Source organism: Marinobacter sp. (genome assembly GCF_040882185.1).
In the GTDB taxonomy this organism is placed as follows: Bacteria; Pseudomonadota; Gammaproteobacteria; order Pseudomonadales; family Oleiphilaceae; genus Marinobacter.
Genome location: NZ_JBBEBW010000002.1, coordinates 321,806 through 341,230 on the forward strand (window position 1 = coordinate 321,806; position 19,425 = coordinate 341,230).

Sequence of the window (19,425 nt, forward strand, 5' to 3'; positions counted from 1 at the left end):
CTCCTGTCGCAGTGCCCGGCCAATGAACATTACAGGACATCTATTGTGGATAAATTACTGATTCGTGGCCGTAAGCCTTTGGACGGAGAAATACGGATTTCAGGCGCCAAGAATTCTGCGCTGCCCATACTCGCGGCAACGCTGCTGGCGGATGAACCGGTCACGATCGGAAATCTGCCGCATCTTCACGACATCACGACCATGATCGAGCTCCTGGGGAGCATGGGCGTGGAGATGATGATCGACGAAAAACTGAGCGTCGAAGTGCACGCCAATACCATCAAGCATTTCCACGCGCCTTATGAACTGGTCAAGACCATGCGCGCCTCAATTCTGGTGCTCGGTCCGCTGGTCGCGCACTTCGGCGAGGCAGAAGTATCTTTGCCGGGCGGCTGTGCCATTGGTAGCCGACCGGTCAATCTGCATATCCACGGTCTTGAAATGATGGGTGCAGATATCAAGGTCGAGAACGGATTCATCAAAGCCAAGAGCAATGGCCGCTTAAAGGGCGCCCACATCTTCCTCGACATGGTGACTGTGACCGGGACAGAAAACCTTATGATGGCTGCAGCCCTGGCGGACGGGAAAACCATTCTGGAGAACGCTGCCCGCGAGCCCGAAGTGGTCGATCTTGCGGAGTGCCTGATCGCCATGGGGGCCGATATCAAGGGCCATGGCACCGCCACTATCGAGATCAACGGTGTGGAACGTCTCCACGGTTGCCGTTACAACGTGCTGCCGGACCGGGTCGAGACTGGCACCTATCTGGTCGCTGCTGCCGCGACTGGTGGTCGGGTCAAGCTCAAGGATACTCGCGAGGGATTGCTTGAAGCCGTATTGATCAAGCTGGAAGAAGCCGGCGCCCACATAAGCACCGGTAAGGACTGGATCGAGCTGGACATGAAAGGTAACCGCCCTAAAGCGGTGAGCCTGCGTACAGCGCCGTATCCGGCTTTTCCGACCGACATGCAGGCCCAGTTTGCGGCGATGAACACCGTGGCAGAGGGTACCGGAACCATTGTGGAAACCGTGTTTGAAAATCGCTTCATGCATCTTCAGGAACTGATACGCATGGGCGCCGATATTACCCTCGAGGGCAATGCCGCTATCATCAAGGGCGTCGACCACCTCACCGGGGCGCCGGTAATGGCCACGGATTTGCGTGCGTCGGCGAGCCTGGTGATTGCCGGGCTGGTGGCTGAGGGCGATACCATCGTGGACCGTATCTATCACATTGATCGCGGCTACGAATGTATCGAAGAGAAACTCCAGTTACTGGGCGGGACGATACGGCGTCTGCCAGGCTAGAACGCACGTTAACGGCCCGACAATAACTTACCGGAAGGGATCATGACCGAGAACATCACCATCGCGCTGTCGAAAGGGCGAATCCTCACGGAAACTCTGCCTCTGCTGAAAGAGGCCGGGATAGAGCTCATCGACGACGTCGAAAAATCCCGTAAGCTGGTTTTTCTAACCACCAACCCGAACGTCCGGCTCCTGATTATCCGCGCTACCGATGTGCCGACCTATGTCCAGTATGGTGGGGCTGATCTGGGTGTGACGGGCAAGGATGTGCTGATGGAGCATGGTGGTGACGGTCTTTATGAACCGCTGGACCTGAATATTGCCCGATGCAAGCTGATGACGGCGGGCAAGGTCGGACAGCCAGCGCCACAGGGGCGGATCCGGGTGGCGACCAAGTTCGTAAATCTTGCGCGCCAGTATTATGCCTCCCAGGGCAAGCAGGCGGATATCATCAAACTCTATGGGGCGATGGAGTTGGCTCCGATACTGGGGCTGGCGGATGAAATCGTCGATATCGTTGATACCGGCAACACCCTGAAGGCCAACGGCCTGGAAGCCCGTGAGCTGATCGATTATATCAGCACGCGTCTGGTCGTTAATCGAGCCAGCATGAAGATGAAACACAGCGCTCTGAATCCGATCATTGAGCAGATGGGCGCCGCAGTAGAGCGCCGGCGTTGAGGCAAGCTAATCCGGATCGCGGTTTAAACCGCTCCTTGTATATTGACGCTGCCAGTAGCATTACATTCATCTAACGGGATATTGACGAGGACCACCGATGACCAGACTCTCAGTAAAGCGCTTGTCAGTGGCACAAGCTGATTTTGATACCTGCCTTACCCGGCTTCTGGCGTGGGAAGACAGTGTGGATGAGCAGGTCAACGAGTCAGTTCGTCATATTCTGCATGCAGTAAAAACCCGTGGCGATGCTGCGGTGCTTGAATTCACGGCGAAATTTGACCAGTTGCAAGCGGACAGCGTTGCGGACCTTGAGATATCCAGAGAGCGCATGCTCGCCGCTCTGGAATCGATTCCTGACGACCAGAGAAAAGCGCTGGAAGCCGCCGCTGATCGAATCCGCGATTACCACGAGCGCCAGGTTCAGACCTCCTGGCAGTATCAGGATGCCGATGGCACTGTGCTGGGCCAGAAAATCACCCCATTGGATCGCGCTGGCCTATACGTACCCGGCGGTAAGGCCGCCTATCCCTCGTCCGTGCTGATGAATGCGATCCCGGCCAAGGTCGCTGGCGTCGGGGAAGTTATTATGGTGGTACCAACGCCTGCAGGCGTGGTCAACGACATGGTGCTGGCGGCGGCGGCGATCGCTCAGGTGGATCGAATTTTCACCCTGGGTGGGGCCCAGGCGGTGGGGGCGCTGGCCTATGGCACCGAGACCGTTCCTGCTGTGGATAAGATCGTAGGGCCTGGCAATATCTTTGTCGCCACTGCCAAGCGCGAGGTTTTTGGCACAGTGGGCATTGATATGATCGCCGGCCCTTCTGAAATTCTGGTGATCTGCGACGGCAAAACCGATCCGGACTGGATCGCCATGGATATGTTCTCCCAGGCCGAGCACGATGAGCAGGCGCAATCGATCCTGATCAGCCCGGACAAGGCCTTTCTCGATAAGGTGGAGGAGAGTATCCGTAAACTGTTGCCGACCATGGAGCGTGCCGACATTATCGCGGCGTCTGTCAGTAATCGGGCGGCATTAATTGAAGTTGCCGATCTTGCCGAGGCGGCCGAGGTATCCAACCGTATCGCGCCAGAGCATCTTGAGCTGTCGGTGGAAGACCCCGAGGCGCTCATGGAAAAAATTCGCCACGCTGGTGCTATTTTCATGGGCCGCTACACGGCTGAGGCGCTCGGAGATTATTGTGCAGGGCCAAATCACGTGTTGCCCACTTCGGGAACCGCCAGGTTTTCCTCGCCACTGGGGGTGTATGATTTCCAGAAGCGGTCGTCGATTATCGGGTTCTCAGCTGCTGGCGCTGATCGCATGGGGCGCGTGGCCTCAGTGCTGGCCCGCGGGGAAGGGCTGACCGCCCATGCCCGGTCGGCTGAATATCGTATCAAATCCTGAGGACTGTCCTATGAGTCGTTTCTGGAGCCCTCTGATCGCGCGCCTCGCCCCCTATGTTCCCGGCGAGCAGCCGAAAATGGCTAATCTCGTCAAACTGAATACCAATGAAAATCCGTTCGGCCCGTCTCCGAAAGTGATTGAAGCGATTCGAGGTGAGGTCGGAGACAGCTTGCGCCTCTATCCGGATCCGGAGAGCGAGCAGCTCAGGCAGACCATTTCTCAATACTACGGGGTTACCACAGCCCAGGTTTTTGTGGGTAATGGCTCAGACGAAGTGCTTGCTCACGTCTTTCAGGCCTTATTCCAGCCCGATTCGCCGGTGCTGTTTCCCGATATCACCTACAGTTTCTACCCAGTTTACTGTGGTCTTTACGGTATCGAGGGAAAAACCGTTGCATTGAACGATCAGTACCAGATTGCGCCGAATGATTATGTTCAGCCCAACGGTGGCATTATTTTCCCCAATCCCAATGCCCCCACTGGGGTGGCTATGGAGCTTGCTCTGATTGAGCAGGTCGTGCAGGCCAATCCCGATAGCGTTGTGGTTGTGGATGAGGCTTATGTGGATTTTGGCACCGAAAGCGCCATTACGTTGGTTGATCATTATCCGAACCTTTTGATTACCCAGACCTTATCAAAGGCCCGTTCGCTGGCGGGTCTGAGGGTCGGGTTGGCGATTGGTCACAGGGATTTGATCGAGGCTCTGGAGCGGGTCAAGAACAGCTTCAACTCCTATCCATTGGATAAGTTGGCTCAGGCAGGCGCGAAAGCAGCCTTTGAGGACGACGAGTGGTTCGAGCACACCCGGCAGGCAGTCATTTCCGAACGGGACCGGATGACGGGTGGGCTGCACAATCAGGGCTTTGAGGTGTTACCGTCGAAGGCGAATTTTGTCTTTGCCCGCCATCCCGGCCATGCTGGCGAAACGCTGGCGCTGGCCTTGCGGGAGCGTGGCATTATCGTTCGGCATTTTCAGAAACCCCGGATTTCGGACTTTTTGCGTATTACCGTGGGCACAGCGGCCCAAAACGACGCATTGCTCGACGCGCTTGTGGATATTGTCTGACCGGAACTATCTGACCGGAACTACTCGACCAGGAGAATCAGCGATGGCGACAAATGCGGCAAAACGTAACCATCTCATGCAAACGCTGAACGGGTGGCTTGAGCCTGACCGGTTCCAGGATTATTGCCCGAATGGTCTGCAGGTGGAGGGTAAATCGGAAATCAGGCATATCGTCTCTGGTGTGACGGCCTCCCAGGCGTTGATCGACGAGGCCATTTACGTGGGCGCCGATATGATCCTGGTCCATCATGGCTACTTCTGGAAAGGAGAAGACCAGCGTATCCAGGGAATGAAACGGGCCAGAATCAAAGCGTTGATGAGCCATGATATTAACTTGGTGGCCTACCACCTGCCCCTGGATGACCATCCGGAATACGGCAATAATCGGCAGTTAGCAAAGATCCTCGATATCCGGGATGCCGCGCCGCTCGATGGCCTGGTGTGGGCTGGAAATCTTGCGAAAGCGCTTTCGCCTCCTGCATTCGCGGCTCACCTTCAGCTATGTCTGGATCGGGAGCCGTTGGTGGTCGGATCAGGGCCGGATACAATCAAGCGGGTCGCATGGTGTACAGGGGCGGCGCAGGGTTATATCACCAAGGCGCTGGAAGCAGGTGTGGATGCGTTCATTAGTGGCGAAATTTCAGAACCCACTACCCACACCGCCCGGGAATGCGGAATTCACTATTTTGCTGCCGGTCATCACGCTACTGAACGCTATGGAGTGCAGGCCTTGGGTGAGGCGCTGGCACGTGAATTCGGGCTCACGCACCAGTTTATCGATTGTGATAACCCGGTCTGACACTCGCTACCACCGGAATCGCGGTTAAAACCGCTCCTACCGTGAAACGCGGTGTCGTGTAGTGGTAGGAGCGACTTCAGTCGCGAAGCCCGGGCTTCCGGCTTCAACTATTCTCCTTCTCTTTCTTCGATAGCCCGAAGTCTTCCGCGAGCGTTCCTTTTTCCTTTGGGTCACTCTTCGGCGCGTAATCCCTGGGTGGCTCAAAACCGTCGGCCTGGTCGGCTTCTATGCGTGCCTTGGTGGTGGTTTTTTCGATTTCTTCCAGCCAGTCTTCATCATTGCACAGCCGGTTGGCCCCACGTGCCATATGCTGGTTCACGTCCCGATAGGTATCGTTGAAGCGGCGTAGCAGGTGGGCTGACTCCATAAAGTGTTCATTCACCTGAGCCTGGTAGCGGGTGTATTCACCTTTCAGTTCGTCAATCTGTTGTTCGACGCGACGTTGGCGCAGGCTCGTGCTCTGGTTTGAACGACCGATCAGCACGCCGGCAATCAGGCCGATGATCAATGCCGCTGCGGCAATCAGGATCAGGTTCGTCATAGGTAAAATCGTCCTGTGGTTGGCTAAATGGTATTCCGTCAAACCGCAGTATACCGTTCGATGTCACTCAGGCCCATGGTCGGGGGTGAGCCAATCGTCGTATTGATCCGGCTGCAACGGATACTCGGAGTATTTGAAACGGGTGCGCTTGAGGCATAATGGCGAAATTTATCAGAATCCGCCACAATATCGCGCCTTAAAATCCTCTGTCGTTCACTCACTGCGAGAATGCTCTTGATGACACCCTGGGAACGCTATCAGCTTGATCTTGCACAGCAAGGCTTCCAAAAAGATTCCGCCCAAGAAGATGCTGTGCGCCGTTTACAGTCACTTTACGACAATCTGGTTGAGGCTGAAAGCCAAAGCCAGAAGGCAATGGTAAAACTTCGTCTCAAGCTGAAGAAGGGCAGGGAGCAGCCAGTCAAAGGTCTCTATTTCTGGGGAGGTGTCGGCCGCGGGAAAACCTATCTGATGGATACGTTTTTTGAGTCTTTGCCATTCAAACGCAAGATGCGGGTGCACTTTCACCGCTTCATGCAGCGTGTACACAACGAGCTGAAAACGCTCAAGGGACAGAAAAATCCGTTGCAGCATGTGGCGGCCCGATTTGCCGAAGAGGCCCGGGTAATTTGCTTCGATGAGTTTTTTGTATCGGATATTGGTGATGCCATGATTCTGGCAACGCTGCTGGACGGGTTGTTCAAGCGGGGAGTGACCCTGGTTTGCACCTCCAATATTGTGCCGGACGGGCTCTACAAGGATGGCCTCCAGCGGGCGCGCTTTCTGCCTGCTATCGATCTGGTCAAAAAGCACACCGAGGTCGTCAATGTCGATGGCGGTGTGGATTATCGCCTGCGCAGTCTCGAACAGGCCGAACTCTACCATTATCCACTGGATGAAGGTGCCGACATCAGCCTGCGAAAAAGCTACAACAATCTGGCGGTGGAGGCTGGCAGTCATACCCTTGAGCTGGACATCAACGGCCGCAGGTTGCGGGCTATCAGTCATGCCGATGACGTGGTCTGGTTTGATTTCAAGGAACTCTGTGATGGCCCCCGCAGTCAGAATGATTACATCGAGCTGGCGCGCGAGTTCCACGCGATCATTGTCAGCAACGTGCCGGTGATGGGCCATAACAAGGACGATCAGGCGCGTCGGTTCGTCAACATGATTGATGAATTTTATGACCGCAACGTCAAAGTCATCATTTCGGCTGCCGCGCCGATTACCGATTTATACGCAGGCGGGCGACTGTCGTTCGAATTCGAGCGTACCGAGTCGCGTTTGCTGGAAATGCAATCCAGAGAATACCTGGAGGCAGCTCACAAAGCCTGAAACCGGCGTGTTGAAGCCGACAGGTTGAAACCAATAGCTCGAAATCCACAGATTGAAACTGAGGAAATTCCGAATGAGTCAGGATAATGTTGTTATTGTCAGTGGCGTACGCACCCCGATGGGCGGTTTTCAGGGCAGTTTGAGTACGGTCAGCGCTACCAGGCTGGGAGCGATTTCAATTGCCGAGGCGGTTCGTCGTGCGGGCATTGAGGCGGGCGAGGTGCAGGAAGTCATCATGGGCAACGTGTTGCCCGCCGGCCTCAAACAAGGCCCGGCCAGACAGGCGATGCGCGAAGCCGGGCTGCCAGACAGCACCGGTGCAACCACCATCAACAAGCTCTGTGGTTCAGGGATGAAAGCGGCCATGCTGGCTCACGATCTGATTAAGGCCGGAACCAACGACATCATGGTTGCTGGCGGCATGGAGAGTATGTCGAACGCACCCTATCTACTCATTAACGCCCGCAAAGGTTACCGAATGGGCCCGGGTGATACTGCTCAGGATCATATGTTCCTGGATGGCCTCGAAGATGCTGAGACAGGACGGCTGATGGGGGCTTTCGCACAGGATGTGGCAGATCAGAAAGGCTATACCCGTGAAGATATGGATGCTTACGCGATTGCTTCCCTGAAACGCGCCCAGGCCGCCATTAAGGACGGACTGCTGAAAGAGGAGATCGTTCCGGTTACGGTCAGTAGCCGCAAAGGTGACGTGCTGGTAGAGAACGACGAACAGCCCCTGAACGCCAACCTTGAGAAAATACCGACGCTGCGCCCGGCATTCAGCAAGGACGGTACGGTAACGGCAGCCAATGCTTCGTCAATTTCCGACGGTGCATCTGCGCTCGTCCTGATGCGTGAGTCTGAAGCCCAAAGCCGCGGCCTCAAGCCGTTGGCGCGTATTCTGGCTCACACCACGCATTCACAGCACCCTTCCGAGTTCACCTGCGCACCCGTTGGCGCTATCAGTAAGCTATTTGAGAAAACCGGCTGGACGAAAGACGACGTTGATCTGTTCGAGATTAACGAGGCCTTTGCCATGGTCGCGATGATGCCGATTCGGGAGCTGGGGCTTGATCCGGAGAAGGTCAACGTTCGCGGCGGCGCTTGTGCCCAGGGTCATCCGGTCGGGTCCACAGGTTCCCGGCTACTGGTCACCCTGGTGCACGCGCTCAAGCAGAATGGCAAGAAGAACGGCATTGCCGCATTGTGCATCGGTGGGGGTGAAGCAACGGCTATGGCTATCGAAATGCTCGTTGGCCCGCCAAGACAGTAGCTGGTTGCTTTTCGGATTGTTGTCTATAGTGATTCAGTACGATGACTCCGGTCGGGGCAGGCCACCGGAGTGGTCGGAATATCGCGGATCATCGAACCTGGATTACGTTTAAAAGTCGGATGCTCGTAAAATCATACTTTTGACTGATCAAAGCGCCCGGCTGGCTTAGCTATAGTGCCAGCATCACGAGCACTGTGTGCGTGAAGCCTCCAACATCGTGAAGACCAATAACTAGAGCAGCGACTCAGAACAACAATGGAGTAGCCTTCCAATGACAAGAAAAAATCAACAGTGGCAGCAGTGGGCAAAATTGCCTCTTGCTGTGGCTATTGCCGCAGGCATTTCTGGCCAGGCATCAGCATTTTCATTCTATGTGGGGGATGTTGAGGCATCGCTTAACACTACTATCTCAGCAGGTGCCACCTGGCGGACCCAGGACGCGGACCGTCGGCTGATTGCCCAGGGTAACCTGGGGCCGGAGTTCGCCAATACTACCGTTGGAGCTTCTACCAATAACTACGATGACGGCAACCTGAATTTCGATAAGGGTGACACCGTCTCCAAAGTCGTCAAGGGCACCACGGATCTGTTCCTCAGTTATGATGTGGACTCGGACTACCTGACCCGTGTTGGTACTTTTGTTCGAGGTCGCTACTACTATGACTTCGAGTTGAAAGACGAAATGCGCGCTACTGACGATGTGGGTCAGCGCCGCTCCCTGAATGACGAAGCCGATGACAATGCTTCCGGCGCCGAGTTCCTCGATGCCTACGTTTTTACTGACTGGTACTTTGGTGATACCCCGGTCAGTCTCCGGTATGGCAAACAGGTCATCAGTTGGGGTGAAAGTACGTTTATCCAGGGTGGTATCAATACCATCAACCCGATTGACGTCCCCGCCTTTCGGGCACCTGGCTCTGAGCTGAAAGAAGCTTTGCTGCCGGTTGAAATGTTCTATACCTCCGTTGGCTTGACCCAGAATGTTACTGTAGAAGCGTTTGTGCAAACCGATTGGGAACCTGTTCGGCCAGACGATTGCGGAACTTTCTTCTCCACCAACGATTTCGCGGCCGATGGCTGTGGTCCGGTGTTACTGGCTGGCCAGTTACCAGACTCCCAGGCTTTTGCCCAGGGTTTCGTAGCCCCGCGCCTGGCTGACCAGGATGCGGACGAGAAAGACCAGTTCGGTGTGGCGTTGCGCTGGTACGTGCCCGCTCTGAACGATTCCGAACTGGGTTTTTACTACATCAAGTACAACAGCCGTTTGCCTTATGTCAGCGGCACCGTTCGGGATGATCGTGAAGGCGAGCGGTTCCCGTCGTACTTCATCGAATATCCGGAAAATATCAACCTCTACGGTATCAGCATCAACACCACGACTCCGGGCGGCTGGTCATTGGGTGCTGAATACAGTTACCGCGACAAGCTACCGCTCCAGTGGAACGCGTTTGAGCTGATCTACGGTGGATTGCAGCAGGTTAATCCTGAAACCGGCGAGCCTGCCAGTTTGCTGCAGGTTCAGCGACAGGCAGAAGCCGGGGCTGGGGCAGACCTCCGCGGAACGCGCGTTGATGGCTATGATCGTTTCGGTGTATCCCAGGCCCAGATGACCCTGATCAAGTTCTTCGACCAGGTGATGGGTGCCAGCCGTCTGTCCTTTATTGGCGAAGTGGGCGCGACTTACGTTCACGATCTGCCAGGTCAGGATGAGGCGCGTTATGGCCGCTCCGGCACCTTCGGTATCGGCACACTGCCTGGCGGCGCCTGTGATGGCTCAGGCTCAACTGGCGCAGCGCTCAACATCAACACCAGCTACTGTACTCAAGACGGGTTTGTAACGGACTTCTCCTGGGGCTACCGTGCGCGTCTGGTCTGGGATTATCCAAACGCGTTTGCCGGTGTGAACCTGCAGCCGCAACTGGCATGGTCCCACGATGTAGAGGGCTATGCGCCACAACCCGGCGGTGCTTTCAACGAGGGCAACAAGTCGATTGGTGTCTCTCTTGCTGGCGTCTACCAGAACAAGTATACCGGCGAGATCGGCTATACGAACTTTTTCGGCGGCAAGCCGTATAACGAACTGACTGACCGTGACTTCATAAGCGCGAGCGTGTCTTACTCGTTCTGATCGTGCCTGAATTTGTTTAATGAGGTAACAATAAATGAAACTGAACAAGAAACTGATTGCCACGGGGGTCCTTGCGGCCTCCCTGTTCGCTGGCAACGCTTTCGCTGCAGTCTCAGCTGAAGAAGCTGCGAAGCTAGGCGATACCCTGACGCCAATGGGCGCTGAAAAGGCCGGTAACGGTGGCGCTATCCCCGCGTGGGGAGGCGGCATGACGGACGCAGAGATACCTACCAGTTATGAAGGTGATGGTATCTACGTCAATCCTTTTCCGGATGAGCAGCCCAAGTTTACAATCGACCAGAGCAACGTCGATGAGTATTCGGACAATCTGTCCCCTGGCCAGATTGCAATGATCAAGAAGTACGATAACTACGTGCTTCCTGTTTACGAGACTCATCGGACATCCACTTATCCGCAAGAAGTGTTGGATGAAACTGTCGAGAATGCGACAGCTGTGGAGTTGATCGCGGGTGGCAACGGCCTCAAGAACTATCAGGATGCCACACCGTTCCCGATCCCTGAGAACGGCCTCGAAGTGATCTGGAACCACATCACCCGCTATCGGGGTGGCTCGGTAACCCGAAACGTGGGCCAGGCAACACCGACCGCTGACGGTAATTACAGTGTGGTCAAGTTCCAGGATGAGCTGACCTGGCGTGCATCTCTGGAGGATTTCTCGCCAACGGAAGATGCTAACGTTCTGTTCTACTTCAAGCAGGCTATTACCGCACCTGCACGTTTGGCGGGCAACGTACTGCTGGTTCACGAGACCATCGATCAGGTCAAGGAACCTCGCCGTGCGTGGGTATATAACGCCGGTCAGCGTCGTGTTCGCCGTGCTCCTCAGGTTGCCTATGACGGACCGGGCACAGCTGCGGACGGCATGCGGACCACGGATAACTTCGACATGTATAACGGTGCACCCGACCGTTACGACTGGGAGCTCGTGGGCAAAAAGGAAATGTACATTCCCTACAACTCATACAAGCTGACCGACCGCGACCTGAGCTATGACCAGATCATCAAAGCCGGTCATATCAATCAGGAACTGACCCGTTATGAGCTCCACCGGGTGTGGCACGTTCGCGCGACGTTGAAAGACGGTGAGCGTCATATCTATGGCCAGCGTGACTTCTACATTGACGAAGATTCCTGGCAGGCGGCCATTATTGATCACTACGACGGTCGCGGTGAGCTCTGGCGCGTGGCAGAAGCTCACCATATGTTCTTCTACGATCATAAGGTGCCCTGGTACGCGATTGAGACGTTGTACGATCTGCTGTCCGGTCGTTACCTTGCATTGGGTCTGACCAATGAAGAACAGAATCCGTACGAGTTTGGTGTCAAGCACTCATCGAGAGACTACACGCCTGCGGCCTTGCGCCGGGCGGGTACTCGCTAGAGTTGCTTTAGTGTGATAAAAAAGCCGGCGCAAATGCGCCGGCTTTTTTGTTTCTGAAAACCTGTAGTTACGCCGGTAAAATGACTTTTTTTACCGATCTTTTGCGCCAGACCCGTGGTTTGGTTTAATCTCCTTCTCGAAGGTTCGCGTATACGACTAAAGCCTTAAGTTAAATAATAGCGACCTTCCCGACAATCCATCGGCTAAACACCATACATTGTCAGCAGACAATCGCTCCTAACGGCGACTGGCAAGCAGAACAAGACGGGGCCAAGATTGAAACCATTTGACGAAGGCTGTGCAGCCAACGACGAATATCTGTCGCTGGCGGGGGGAGCGCAGACCGGAGAATTGATCTGGGATTTGTTACAACATCGCATCAAAACGCCATACTATTCATCCGATTGGCGTATTGAGCGTGCCCAAGTCGCCAGAAAGCTGGGTTCGGCGCTGTTGCCAGGGAAGATACTTCATCTTGAAGCACCTGCGGGTTATGGTAAATCACAGGCGTTATACGAAGCTGTAGCAAACCGTCCATCGGGGTCAGTGAGCTGGATCACTCTGACGGCTCAGGACAATGATCCTTCCAGATTACTGGCCTTGCTCATGCTCGCACTCAAGCGCCCGGAGCTGCGTCATCAGTCCCTCGTCAAGCCTGTTTCCGGCGCCCTCACGGATACCATGACGATTCTGCTCTCGGGGTTCAGAGCCTCTGATTACCCGAGCGAGTCATTGATTCTGGTGCTGGATGCGACCGATGTCCTGGTGACGGCACCGGCGCTTGCACTGGTTGAGCAGCTCATGCAGGAGTTGCCTTCCGCCATGACGCTTGTCCTGATTTCCCGTCGCCCATTACCGATAGAAACCCATGTATTTGCGCTGGCCGGTCGTTTTCATCGTTTGACGACGGAGACGCTGGCGTTAACCAGGGGGGAGACGCTTGCATTTTTTGATGACTGTGTGGGGTCCGGTCGCCTCACCGTGCTGGCGGTAGAGCATCTCCATACCTTGACTGAAGGTTGGCTAACACCTTTGGCGCTGTTCCGTCAGGAGCTGCTCGAATCCGATAACGAACGTCTGCCAATTCAGGAAACTCAAAGTGTGCAACGGTTCGTCCAGGACTCCCTGTTCAACCGGTTGACCTCTGGCCAACAACGTTGTCTCTGCCTCATGGCCGAGTTTGAAGTTATTTCGGATGATCTCTTTTTCCATATAGCGGATGAAGCCTGTGATCGGAGTTTTTGCCCTTCCTCGGCTTCAGACAGTGGCTTGCCGCTCTATCCGGTCTCCGGGCGTGGGCGCTGGTTCCGATTTAATCCGCTAGCTCGGGACTGGTTGATTAACCGAGGGCTGAACGGAACAAAAGCACGGGCGGGCGTCGCCAGTCGCTGGTTTGAAGCGCGTGCAGACTTCTCCGAGGCGCTACGTTATGCATTGATCAGTAATGACGTGGAGCAGGCACTGTCTATAGCCTCAGAGGGGTCAGAAGCTTTACTGGTAAGCCAGGACACCGCCTCGTTGCTCAAGTTGCGTCGTAATCTCCCGGTGAGCCTGATTCGCCAGAGCCCTCGCCTGCGTGTGGTTTACGGATGGGTGCATGCGGTGGGTGGCCAGTTTGAAGAAGCTCGCAAATTGATTGAGGCTTTGTCCCATGCGGATGAAGAGCCACTGCATGGCCGGCTATCGGCGTTGCGGGCGTTTATTCTGCGGGGTGAAGGCAATATCCATGAAGCTCTCCGGGAGGCAGATCAGGCCATTGCTGACCCGGGCCTGACCCTCCATGCACGATTGATAGCATTGCTGGTGCGCTCCAGTGCCCTGTGTGCCGATGGACGGTTTAGCGAAGCGCGCAGCGCAAACAGGAATGCATCCCGCCTGGCGCGGGAATCCGGTGACACCGGTTGTGAAATGCTTGCTGTGTATGATCACGCTCGTATCGAGTTGGGCAAAGGCTACTTGAGACGGGCAGAGCTGCTGCTGAGGCACGGCCTTGACGCGGCCATGAGCGACCCTAACCGTCCACCCCGCATCGGCGAAGGCAGGTTACAGCTCAGTCTGGCATTGGTGCTCTGGCATCAGGGCCGGAATGAGGAAGCCGAGAAGCTGCTGGTACACTGCGCCCGTTATGCAGAACAGACCCGTGATCTGGCGTTCCTGATGGCGATGGCATTGCGAACGTTAATTGCCAAAGCCAGGGGCCGCATGGTTGAGGCATTTTCCTGGATTGGCCAGGCCGAGCGCACTATGCAGATATGGCACGTGGATGACGCGGTCTATGTACCGGTACTGGAAGCACTCAAAACCACGTGCTGGCTAAGCCAGAATCAACACGAGAGTGCGGCACCTGCTTTGCTCAAACTAAGAGAGTACCGAAATCAGCAACGGGTGCCGGAACTGTTTCCCATGTTGCCGGGTCTGCTGGATACCCTGCAGGTTCGTTATGAGCTGGGGAGCGGTAAACTCGCTGGTGTTCAGCCGGAGCAGAATCGATCTCGAGAGTTACTGGGAGCGTCAACCCAGCCTTTTGGCATACATCTTTATGGGGATCTGCTGGATGCGATTGCCTATCACCAGGCGGGTAAAGCAGACAAAGCGTGGAGTCGTCTCAAGGCCGCTATCGCCAAAGCGACTGACGAGCATTACCTGAGCCCGTTTGTGGAGCTCAAACAGGAACTTGTTGACCTGGTCCGGCCAGCACTGCAGCGTCTGCCGGATTCGGCCTTTGTAACGTCGCTGAAAGCGGTCTTTGAACTTAGCGATGGCGTGGCAGTGCCTGCGCGGTCGGCGGCGCCCCTGGCAGAACCGATTAGTGATCGGGAACAGGGCGTGCTGGAATTAATCGCCATGGGGCTGTCAAATCAGGACATCGGCGACAGGCTTCATATATCTCTTCACACGGTGAAAACCCATGCCCGGCGCATCAATGCGAAGTTGGAAGTAAAATCCCGAACCCAGGCAATAGTGAGAGCCAGAGAGCTCGGTTTACTCTGAATTAAGGGTCGTTGGAAGTAAAATGTCTTCTGCTGCGGTAGAGACTTCCATCAATTGAGGTGCGTCGGATCCATTACCAATCTTTGCCCGATATTGCTTATCGTAAAACGCCAGATTGTTATAACGAATCATGCTGCGGATATCTTCTACATACTCTGCCCCGCGCTCGGAGTAGCTGATCAGGCCCTGGGCCAGAGCATGGCCGGTTACGTTACTCCCGCGTTGGCGGATCTGTTCGCGAGTATTGCGCAGGGTACGGTAAGCCGGATGACGATTCAGGTTCTGTATGTAAGAGCGAATGGACTGATAGGGTGATTGGAAGTTCGCAACTTCATGGCTGGCTCCATCGACGCGGCTTTCGGGCACCAGGCCGCAGCCTTCGGAAAAACACCACTGACCAAACAGATTATTACCACGGCGGGCAAAGCGCGAAGTTCCCCAGGCAGACTCATTGGCCGCCTGGGCGAGAACCAGCGATGGAGGAATGGCATCCAGTTTTCGGGCAAGCATGTCGAACATCTCGTCACTACCGATGTCTACCTCTACCCGCAGGCGCTCGGATTGCTGTTCAAGCCAGCTTAGCTCCTCGCCCGTGAGCTTATCTTTCTGACCTAATTCCATCAGATACTGGCGTTGTATCAGAATGCGGGCGTTGACCAGGACAATGCGTGGATAAAGAAACGAGAAAAAGGCGACTTTCTTGTCAGTGGTGTCATCGTAGGTTGAGAAATCCGGCAGGTCAGCGGTAGCCCATCCTGGAAGTGATGGCAGGCTGCTCAGTTCGATGTCATCGGCTTCACTGTCGTCCAGCGGTGCAGGGCTGTAGAGAGCGCCCGCAATCAGAGCCAGCAACAATGGAACAGCAAACCCAACCAGTCGAATTCCCGCAGACATAACGCCTCTCGTCTCTGAATACATACCTGCAATTGTATCAGGTTATACGTTGTATTCAGTGTTTGGTTGTTTCGCTTCAAAGCGTACTGCTCAGCCTAGCCTCGTTGGAGGCCAGCCATTCCATAATTTGAGCACGAATCCCGATCCATCGTAGGAGCGGTTTCAACCGCGATTGAAAACCTCGCGACTGAAGTCGCTCCTACCATTCGAGCACGAATCTCAATCCTTTGTAGGAGCGGTTTCAACCGCGATTCAATAGGTTAAAGCGAGCGGTTCAGAAAAACAGCTTCATACCAACCATCACGCCTTCATCCAGATTGATGTCACCACGGATGTCTTCCAGGTCGGTATTCAGGTAGCGATAGCCACCGAACAACTCCGCATTACGGATCACGCGATAACTGACGCGCATTTCGAGGCTGGTCATGTCTTCCGAGTCACCGAAGGAGAGAATGCTGGGGGCATAATGCAGCGCGCCGTGTAGCGACAAGCCGGGTACATTCGGAATGTTAACAGTGCCAAAACCGCCCAGGCCGATTGCGGCGCCGTCGAGGCGATCATCATCCCAGCCCAGAGCTTTCAGACCCAGGCCCGCGGTGGCTGGCAGGTTGCCCAATGCAGTACGGCCCTGGGCGTGGAAATCGATATTGCCGATATTGCGGCTGCCTTCGTGATACGTGTAGCCAGCGCCAAGTTGCATATCGGCGTTGGTATCAAAAAAGTTCACCTGCCCCTTGGCTGAATCATTGGTTAGCGAAAGATCAAAATCGCTGGCGAAGACCGGTGCGGCGGCGAGCGATAGTACGATAAGCGGTACGCGGGAGTACTTCATTTTTTAAGCCTTATTCTCTAAGTGTTTCGCGGTGGTGACTGGTAACTGGAAATCAGCGGTGAATAGTCAGGAAACAGTTACCGAACAACATGATAGCGGGCACGAATACCGCGCTCAACTTACATCGCGGTAAGTTCGAACTGTTCACAGCCTCAGTGGCTGGTTTCTTCGCCGCCCTGGTCGAGGTCATTCGGATCGGCGTTTTCTGCGGGTACACGATATTCCTCGTTCGCCCAGGCGCCAAGGTCAATCATTTTACAGCGTTCTGAGCAAAAAGGGCGGTAGGTATTACTGTCCACCCATTCCACGGGCTTCTTACAGGTTGGGCAATCGACAATCATGGGCTAATCAGGAGTCTCTGGCTTGTGATTTTTGACAGTACTGTTCGAGCACTGCCCGTAGCATTTCCATATTAACCGGCTTGGCTACAAACGAATCCATTCCTGCTCGCCGACAACGTTCCTCATCCTTTTCCATAGCGCTGGCTGTCAGGGCGACCACCGGCACCGGCGGTAAACCTCCAGTGCTCTCATACTCTCGCAGTCGCCGGGTGGCCTCAAAACCGTCCACCCTGGGCATCATACAATCCATGAAGATCAGATCAAACGGTTGCCACTGCCAAAGGCTTGATGCGGCCTCACCGTCATTGGCAGTGGTTACATCGCAGCCAAGCTTTTCGAGCAGCCGCCGGGTCAGCGTGCGGTTCACGGGGTTATCCTCCACCAACAATACCCGCATACGACTGCAGGGCAGGGTACTACTGCGTTGTTGAACCGCGCTGGACTGCAGGGAGAACCGGGTCAGGAATGATCGCTCTCCATGAGTTGCATCCACAAAGAGTTGATGCAGAATGGGCGTGAGGCAGGAATCCCGCAGGGATTTACTCAGGAACGCATCAGCCCCCGCCTGACGGAAATGTTCGGCATCACCCCGCTGGGGGTTGGAAGAGAGAATCAGCATTCGGGTCTCTTGCCAGCCACGGTTGTCATGAATTTGCTGGCAAAGCAGGTCGCTGTCCATGTCTGGTACAAAGCCATCAAGTATTACGGCGTCGTAGTTCCGGCCGTTGTCTGAGGCCTGGCGCAGCATGGTCAATGCTTCTGCTGCGGACTTGACGGCGTCAATATCGACCTCAAAACGGGACAGCATTTCCAGCGTAATTTTTCGGGACAACTCGTAGGAATCCACTACCAATACCCGCTTGCCGCGAATCATTCGGGTATCTGGACGAATGCGGGTGGCGCCGTCGGGAGCGGCGGTCAGCGACATCTCAAGCCAGAACGTTGAACCCTCGCTCGGCTGGCTTTCAACATCCATCCGCCCACCCATCAGTGTTACCAGTTGCCGGCAAATAGTTAGGCCGAGCCCGGCACCTGGCAGTTGGCGCTGAAAGCGTTTGCCAAGCTGGACGTAGGGCTCGTAAACCAGTGGCAGGTCGTCGGCATTGATCCCGACTCCGGTATCTTCCACTGAAATGCGCAAATGAACATCTTCGCCATCCCGTCCCATTACCTCAATGCTCACCAGGACATGACCGGAATCGGTAAACTTGATCGCGTTGGAGGCCAGGTTCAGCAATATTTGGCGAAGCCTTACCGGGTCGCCCCTCAGGGCGAAAGGCAGGTTCTCATCCACTCGAAGTTCCAGCGCCAGCCCTTTTTCGCGGGCCCGCCCGCCCAGCATGGTAACGAGATCATTCAAGGTTTCTCTCAAATCGAAGGGAATGGTATCGAGTACCAGCTTGCCTGCTTCCATACTGGAAATGTCCAGCAGGTCATTAATGATGGCAGACAGATTTTCACCGGCGTGTTGCAGCGTATGAACGTATTCCTCCTGTTCGTGGTCCAGCCGGGTATCACCCAGAAGACTGGCGTAGCCAAGCACGGCCTGCAAAGGTGTCCGTAATTCATGGCTGACGTTGGCCAGAAACAGGTTCTTGGCATTGTTGGCCCTGACGGCTTCGTCGCGCTCTCCCTGAGATGCGAGGCTGGACTGGCGCAAGGAGCGAGCCTCCTCCAGCAGCTTGAGTCGCATGGTATTTAGAGCCTGCTCCATTTCGCTCAATTCATCGGGCGTTTTTGGCTCCTTGCGTTTGAGTTTTAGTGGCTCGATCAGCGCGTCCAGGTTCAGGCGGGTGGTGTAACTCGCAATGGTTTCCAGATGTCGCGACAACATCAAACGTACGATCATCAGCAACCCGAGCGTCCCGAGCATAACCAACAGTGACTGGAACAGTAGCGTCAGCAGAGCCCGATCGAGAATATCCTGATGAATCTGTTCCACGGAGGAGACCAGTGTCAGCTGGCCCATGGTTTCCGGCGGACGGTCAGAGCCGGTGCGGTCAAAAACCAGGGGGTATTCATGGCTGATTATCCGGCCTTCAGGGTAACTTCCGGCACTGAACTCTTCACCGCTGGCGGTGGTGACGCGGGCAAACTGAATAACCGGGAAAGCGAGAATGTCTTCAAGGCTGGTGCTCAGCTCTTTGAAGTTCATAAGCCAGATGTGATTTGCCAGATTGTTTGCCAGTATCTCGGCCGCTTTTTCCTGGGTGTAGATCAGATCATTCTGGCGCCGGTCAAATTCCCCGAGCATCTGCAAGCCTGTCGCTATAAGAGAGAGCAACAGGCTGAATAGCAGTACATAGATGAGCAGGCGAGCGGCGAGTGGCCGTACTCCCAGCTTTCTTACAACGGACGGCAGCGGCAAAGCACTTCTTCCCTGTGTATTAGCAATTCCGGCTCTCGGTAATTCGCACGTCAGTTTA

General features: G+C 55.2%; 15 protein-coding genes. 10 read left to right on the top strand and 5 right to left on the bottom strand.

All coding sequences use genetic code 11. The features are described 5' to 3' along the window. Positions 1-45: 45 nt before the first annotated feature. The 5 genes from murA (at position 46) to WEB64_RS02540 (ending at position 5,259) form a co-directional block, all read left to right on the top strand. On the top strand, positions 46-1,308 hold the full coding sequence (gene murA, locus WEB64_RS02520) for a UDP-N-acetylglucosamine 1-carboxyvinyltransferase (protein ID WP_368061949.1): 1,263 nt from the start codon (positions 46-48) through the stop codon (positions 1,306-1,308). 42 nt (positions 1,309-1,350) lie between these two features. Continuing rightward, positions 1,351-1,989, top strand: a complete 639-nt coding sequence (hisG, locus tag WEB64_RS02525; RefSeq protein ID WP_368061948.1) for an ATP phosphoribosyltransferase — start codon at positions 1,351-1,353, stop codon at positions 1,987-1,989. Between the two features lie 97 nt (positions 1,990-2,086). Beyond that, positions 2,087-3,394, top strand: coding sequence for a histidinol dehydrogenase (gene hisD, locus WEB64_RS02530; RefSeq protein WP_368061947.1), 1,308 nt, complete (start codon positions 2,087-2,089; stop codon positions 3,392-3,394). Between the two features lie 10 nt (positions 3,395-3,404). Next, a complete protein-coding gene (gene hisC, locus WEB64_RS02535; protein ID WP_368061946.1) occupies positions 3,405-4,460 on the top strand; it encodes a histidinol-phosphate transaminase in 1,056 nt (351 codons plus the stop codon). A gap of 43 nt (positions 4,461-4,503) precedes the next feature. Further along, positions 4,504-5,259: a Nif3-like dinuclear metal center hexameric protein gene (locus tag WEB64_RS02540; protein WP_368061945.1), complete on the top strand. Its 756-nt coding sequence runs from the start codon at positions 4,504-4,506 to the stop codon at positions 5,257-5,259. A 103-nt stretch (positions 5,260-5,362) separates the two neighbouring features. Here the strand turns inward: WEB64_RS02540 and WEB64_RS02545 are convergent, their stop codons facing one another. Next, a complete protein-coding gene (locus WEB64_RS02545) occupies positions 5,363-5,800 on the bottom strand; it encodes a YhcB family protein (RefSeq protein WP_368061944.1) in 438 nt (145 codons plus the stop codon). Between the two features lie 237 nt (positions 5,801-6,037). Between WEB64_RS02545 and zapE the strand changes: the two genes are divergently transcribed. The 5 genes from zapE to WEB64_RS02570 all read left to right on the top strand — a co-directional run bounded on the left by zapE (position 6,038) and on the right by WEB64_RS02570 (position 14,932). Further along, positions 6,038-7,135 (top strand): cell division protein ZapE, encoded by a 1,098-nt coding sequence (gene zapE / locus WEB64_RS02550; RefSeq protein WP_368061943.1) that lies wholly within the window; start codon positions 6,038-6,040, stop codon positions 7,133-7,135. 73 nt (positions 7,136-7,208) lie between these two features. Beyond that, positions 7,209-8,411 (top strand): acetyl-CoA C-acyltransferase, encoded by a 1,203-nt coding sequence (locus WEB64_RS02555; RefSeq protein ID WP_368061942.1) that lies wholly within the window; start codon positions 7,209-7,211, stop codon positions 8,409-8,411. A 271-nt stretch (positions 8,412-8,682) separates the two neighbouring features. Continuing rightward, entirely contained in the window at positions 8,683-10,539 is a 1,857-nt protein-coding gene (locus tag WEB64_RS02560; protein ID WP_368061941.1) for a DUF1302 domain-containing protein, read from the top strand. Positions 10,540-10,573: 34 nt separating this feature from the next. Then, positions 10,574-11,941: a DUF1329 domain-containing protein gene (locus WEB64_RS02565; protein ID WP_368061940.1), complete on the top strand. Its 1,368-nt coding sequence runs from the start codon at positions 10,574-10,576 to the stop codon at positions 11,939-11,941. Between the two features lie 276 nt (positions 11,942-12,217). Continuing rightward, positions 12,218-14,932 carry a LuxR C-terminal-related transcriptional regulator gene (locus WEB64_RS02570; protein WP_368061939.1) on the top strand — a complete coding sequence of 905 codons (2,715 nt, stop codon included), beginning with the start codon at positions 12,218-12,220 and terminating at the stop codon, positions 14,930-14,932. Here the strand turns inward: WEB64_RS02570 and WEB64_RS02575 are convergent. The 4 genes from WEB64_RS02575 to WEB64_RS02590 form a co-directional block, all read right to left on the bottom strand. Beyond that, positions 14,924-15,826 (bottom strand): glucosaminidase domain-containing protein, encoded by a 903-nt coding sequence (locus WEB64_RS02575; RefSeq protein WP_368061938.1) that lies wholly within the window; start codon positions 15,824-15,826, stop codon positions 14,924-14,926. The two genes, WEB64_RS02570 and WEB64_RS02575, sit on opposite strands and share 9 nt — an antisense overlap. Before the next feature lie 274 nt (positions 15,827-16,100). Next, positions 16,101-16,658, bottom strand: a complete 558-nt coding sequence (locus WEB64_RS02580; protein WP_368061937.1) for a YfaZ family outer membrane protein — start codon at positions 16,656-16,658, stop codon at positions 16,101-16,103. A 152-nt stretch (positions 16,659-16,810) separates the two neighbouring features. Continuing rightward, complete coding sequence (yacG, locus tag WEB64_RS02585) at positions 16,811-16,999, bottom strand: DNA gyrase inhibitor YacG (protein ID WP_368061936.1); 189 nt, start codon at positions 16,997-16,999, stop codon at positions 16,811-16,813. A gap of 7 nt (positions 17,000-17,006) precedes the next feature. Then, positions 17,007-19,367 carry a response regulator gene (locus WEB64_RS02590; protein WP_368061935.1) on the bottom strand — a complete coding sequence of 787 codons (2,361 nt, stop codon included), beginning with the start codon at positions 19,365-19,367 and terminating at the stop codon, positions 17,007-17,009. Positions 19,368-19,425 lie beyond the last annotated feature (58 nt).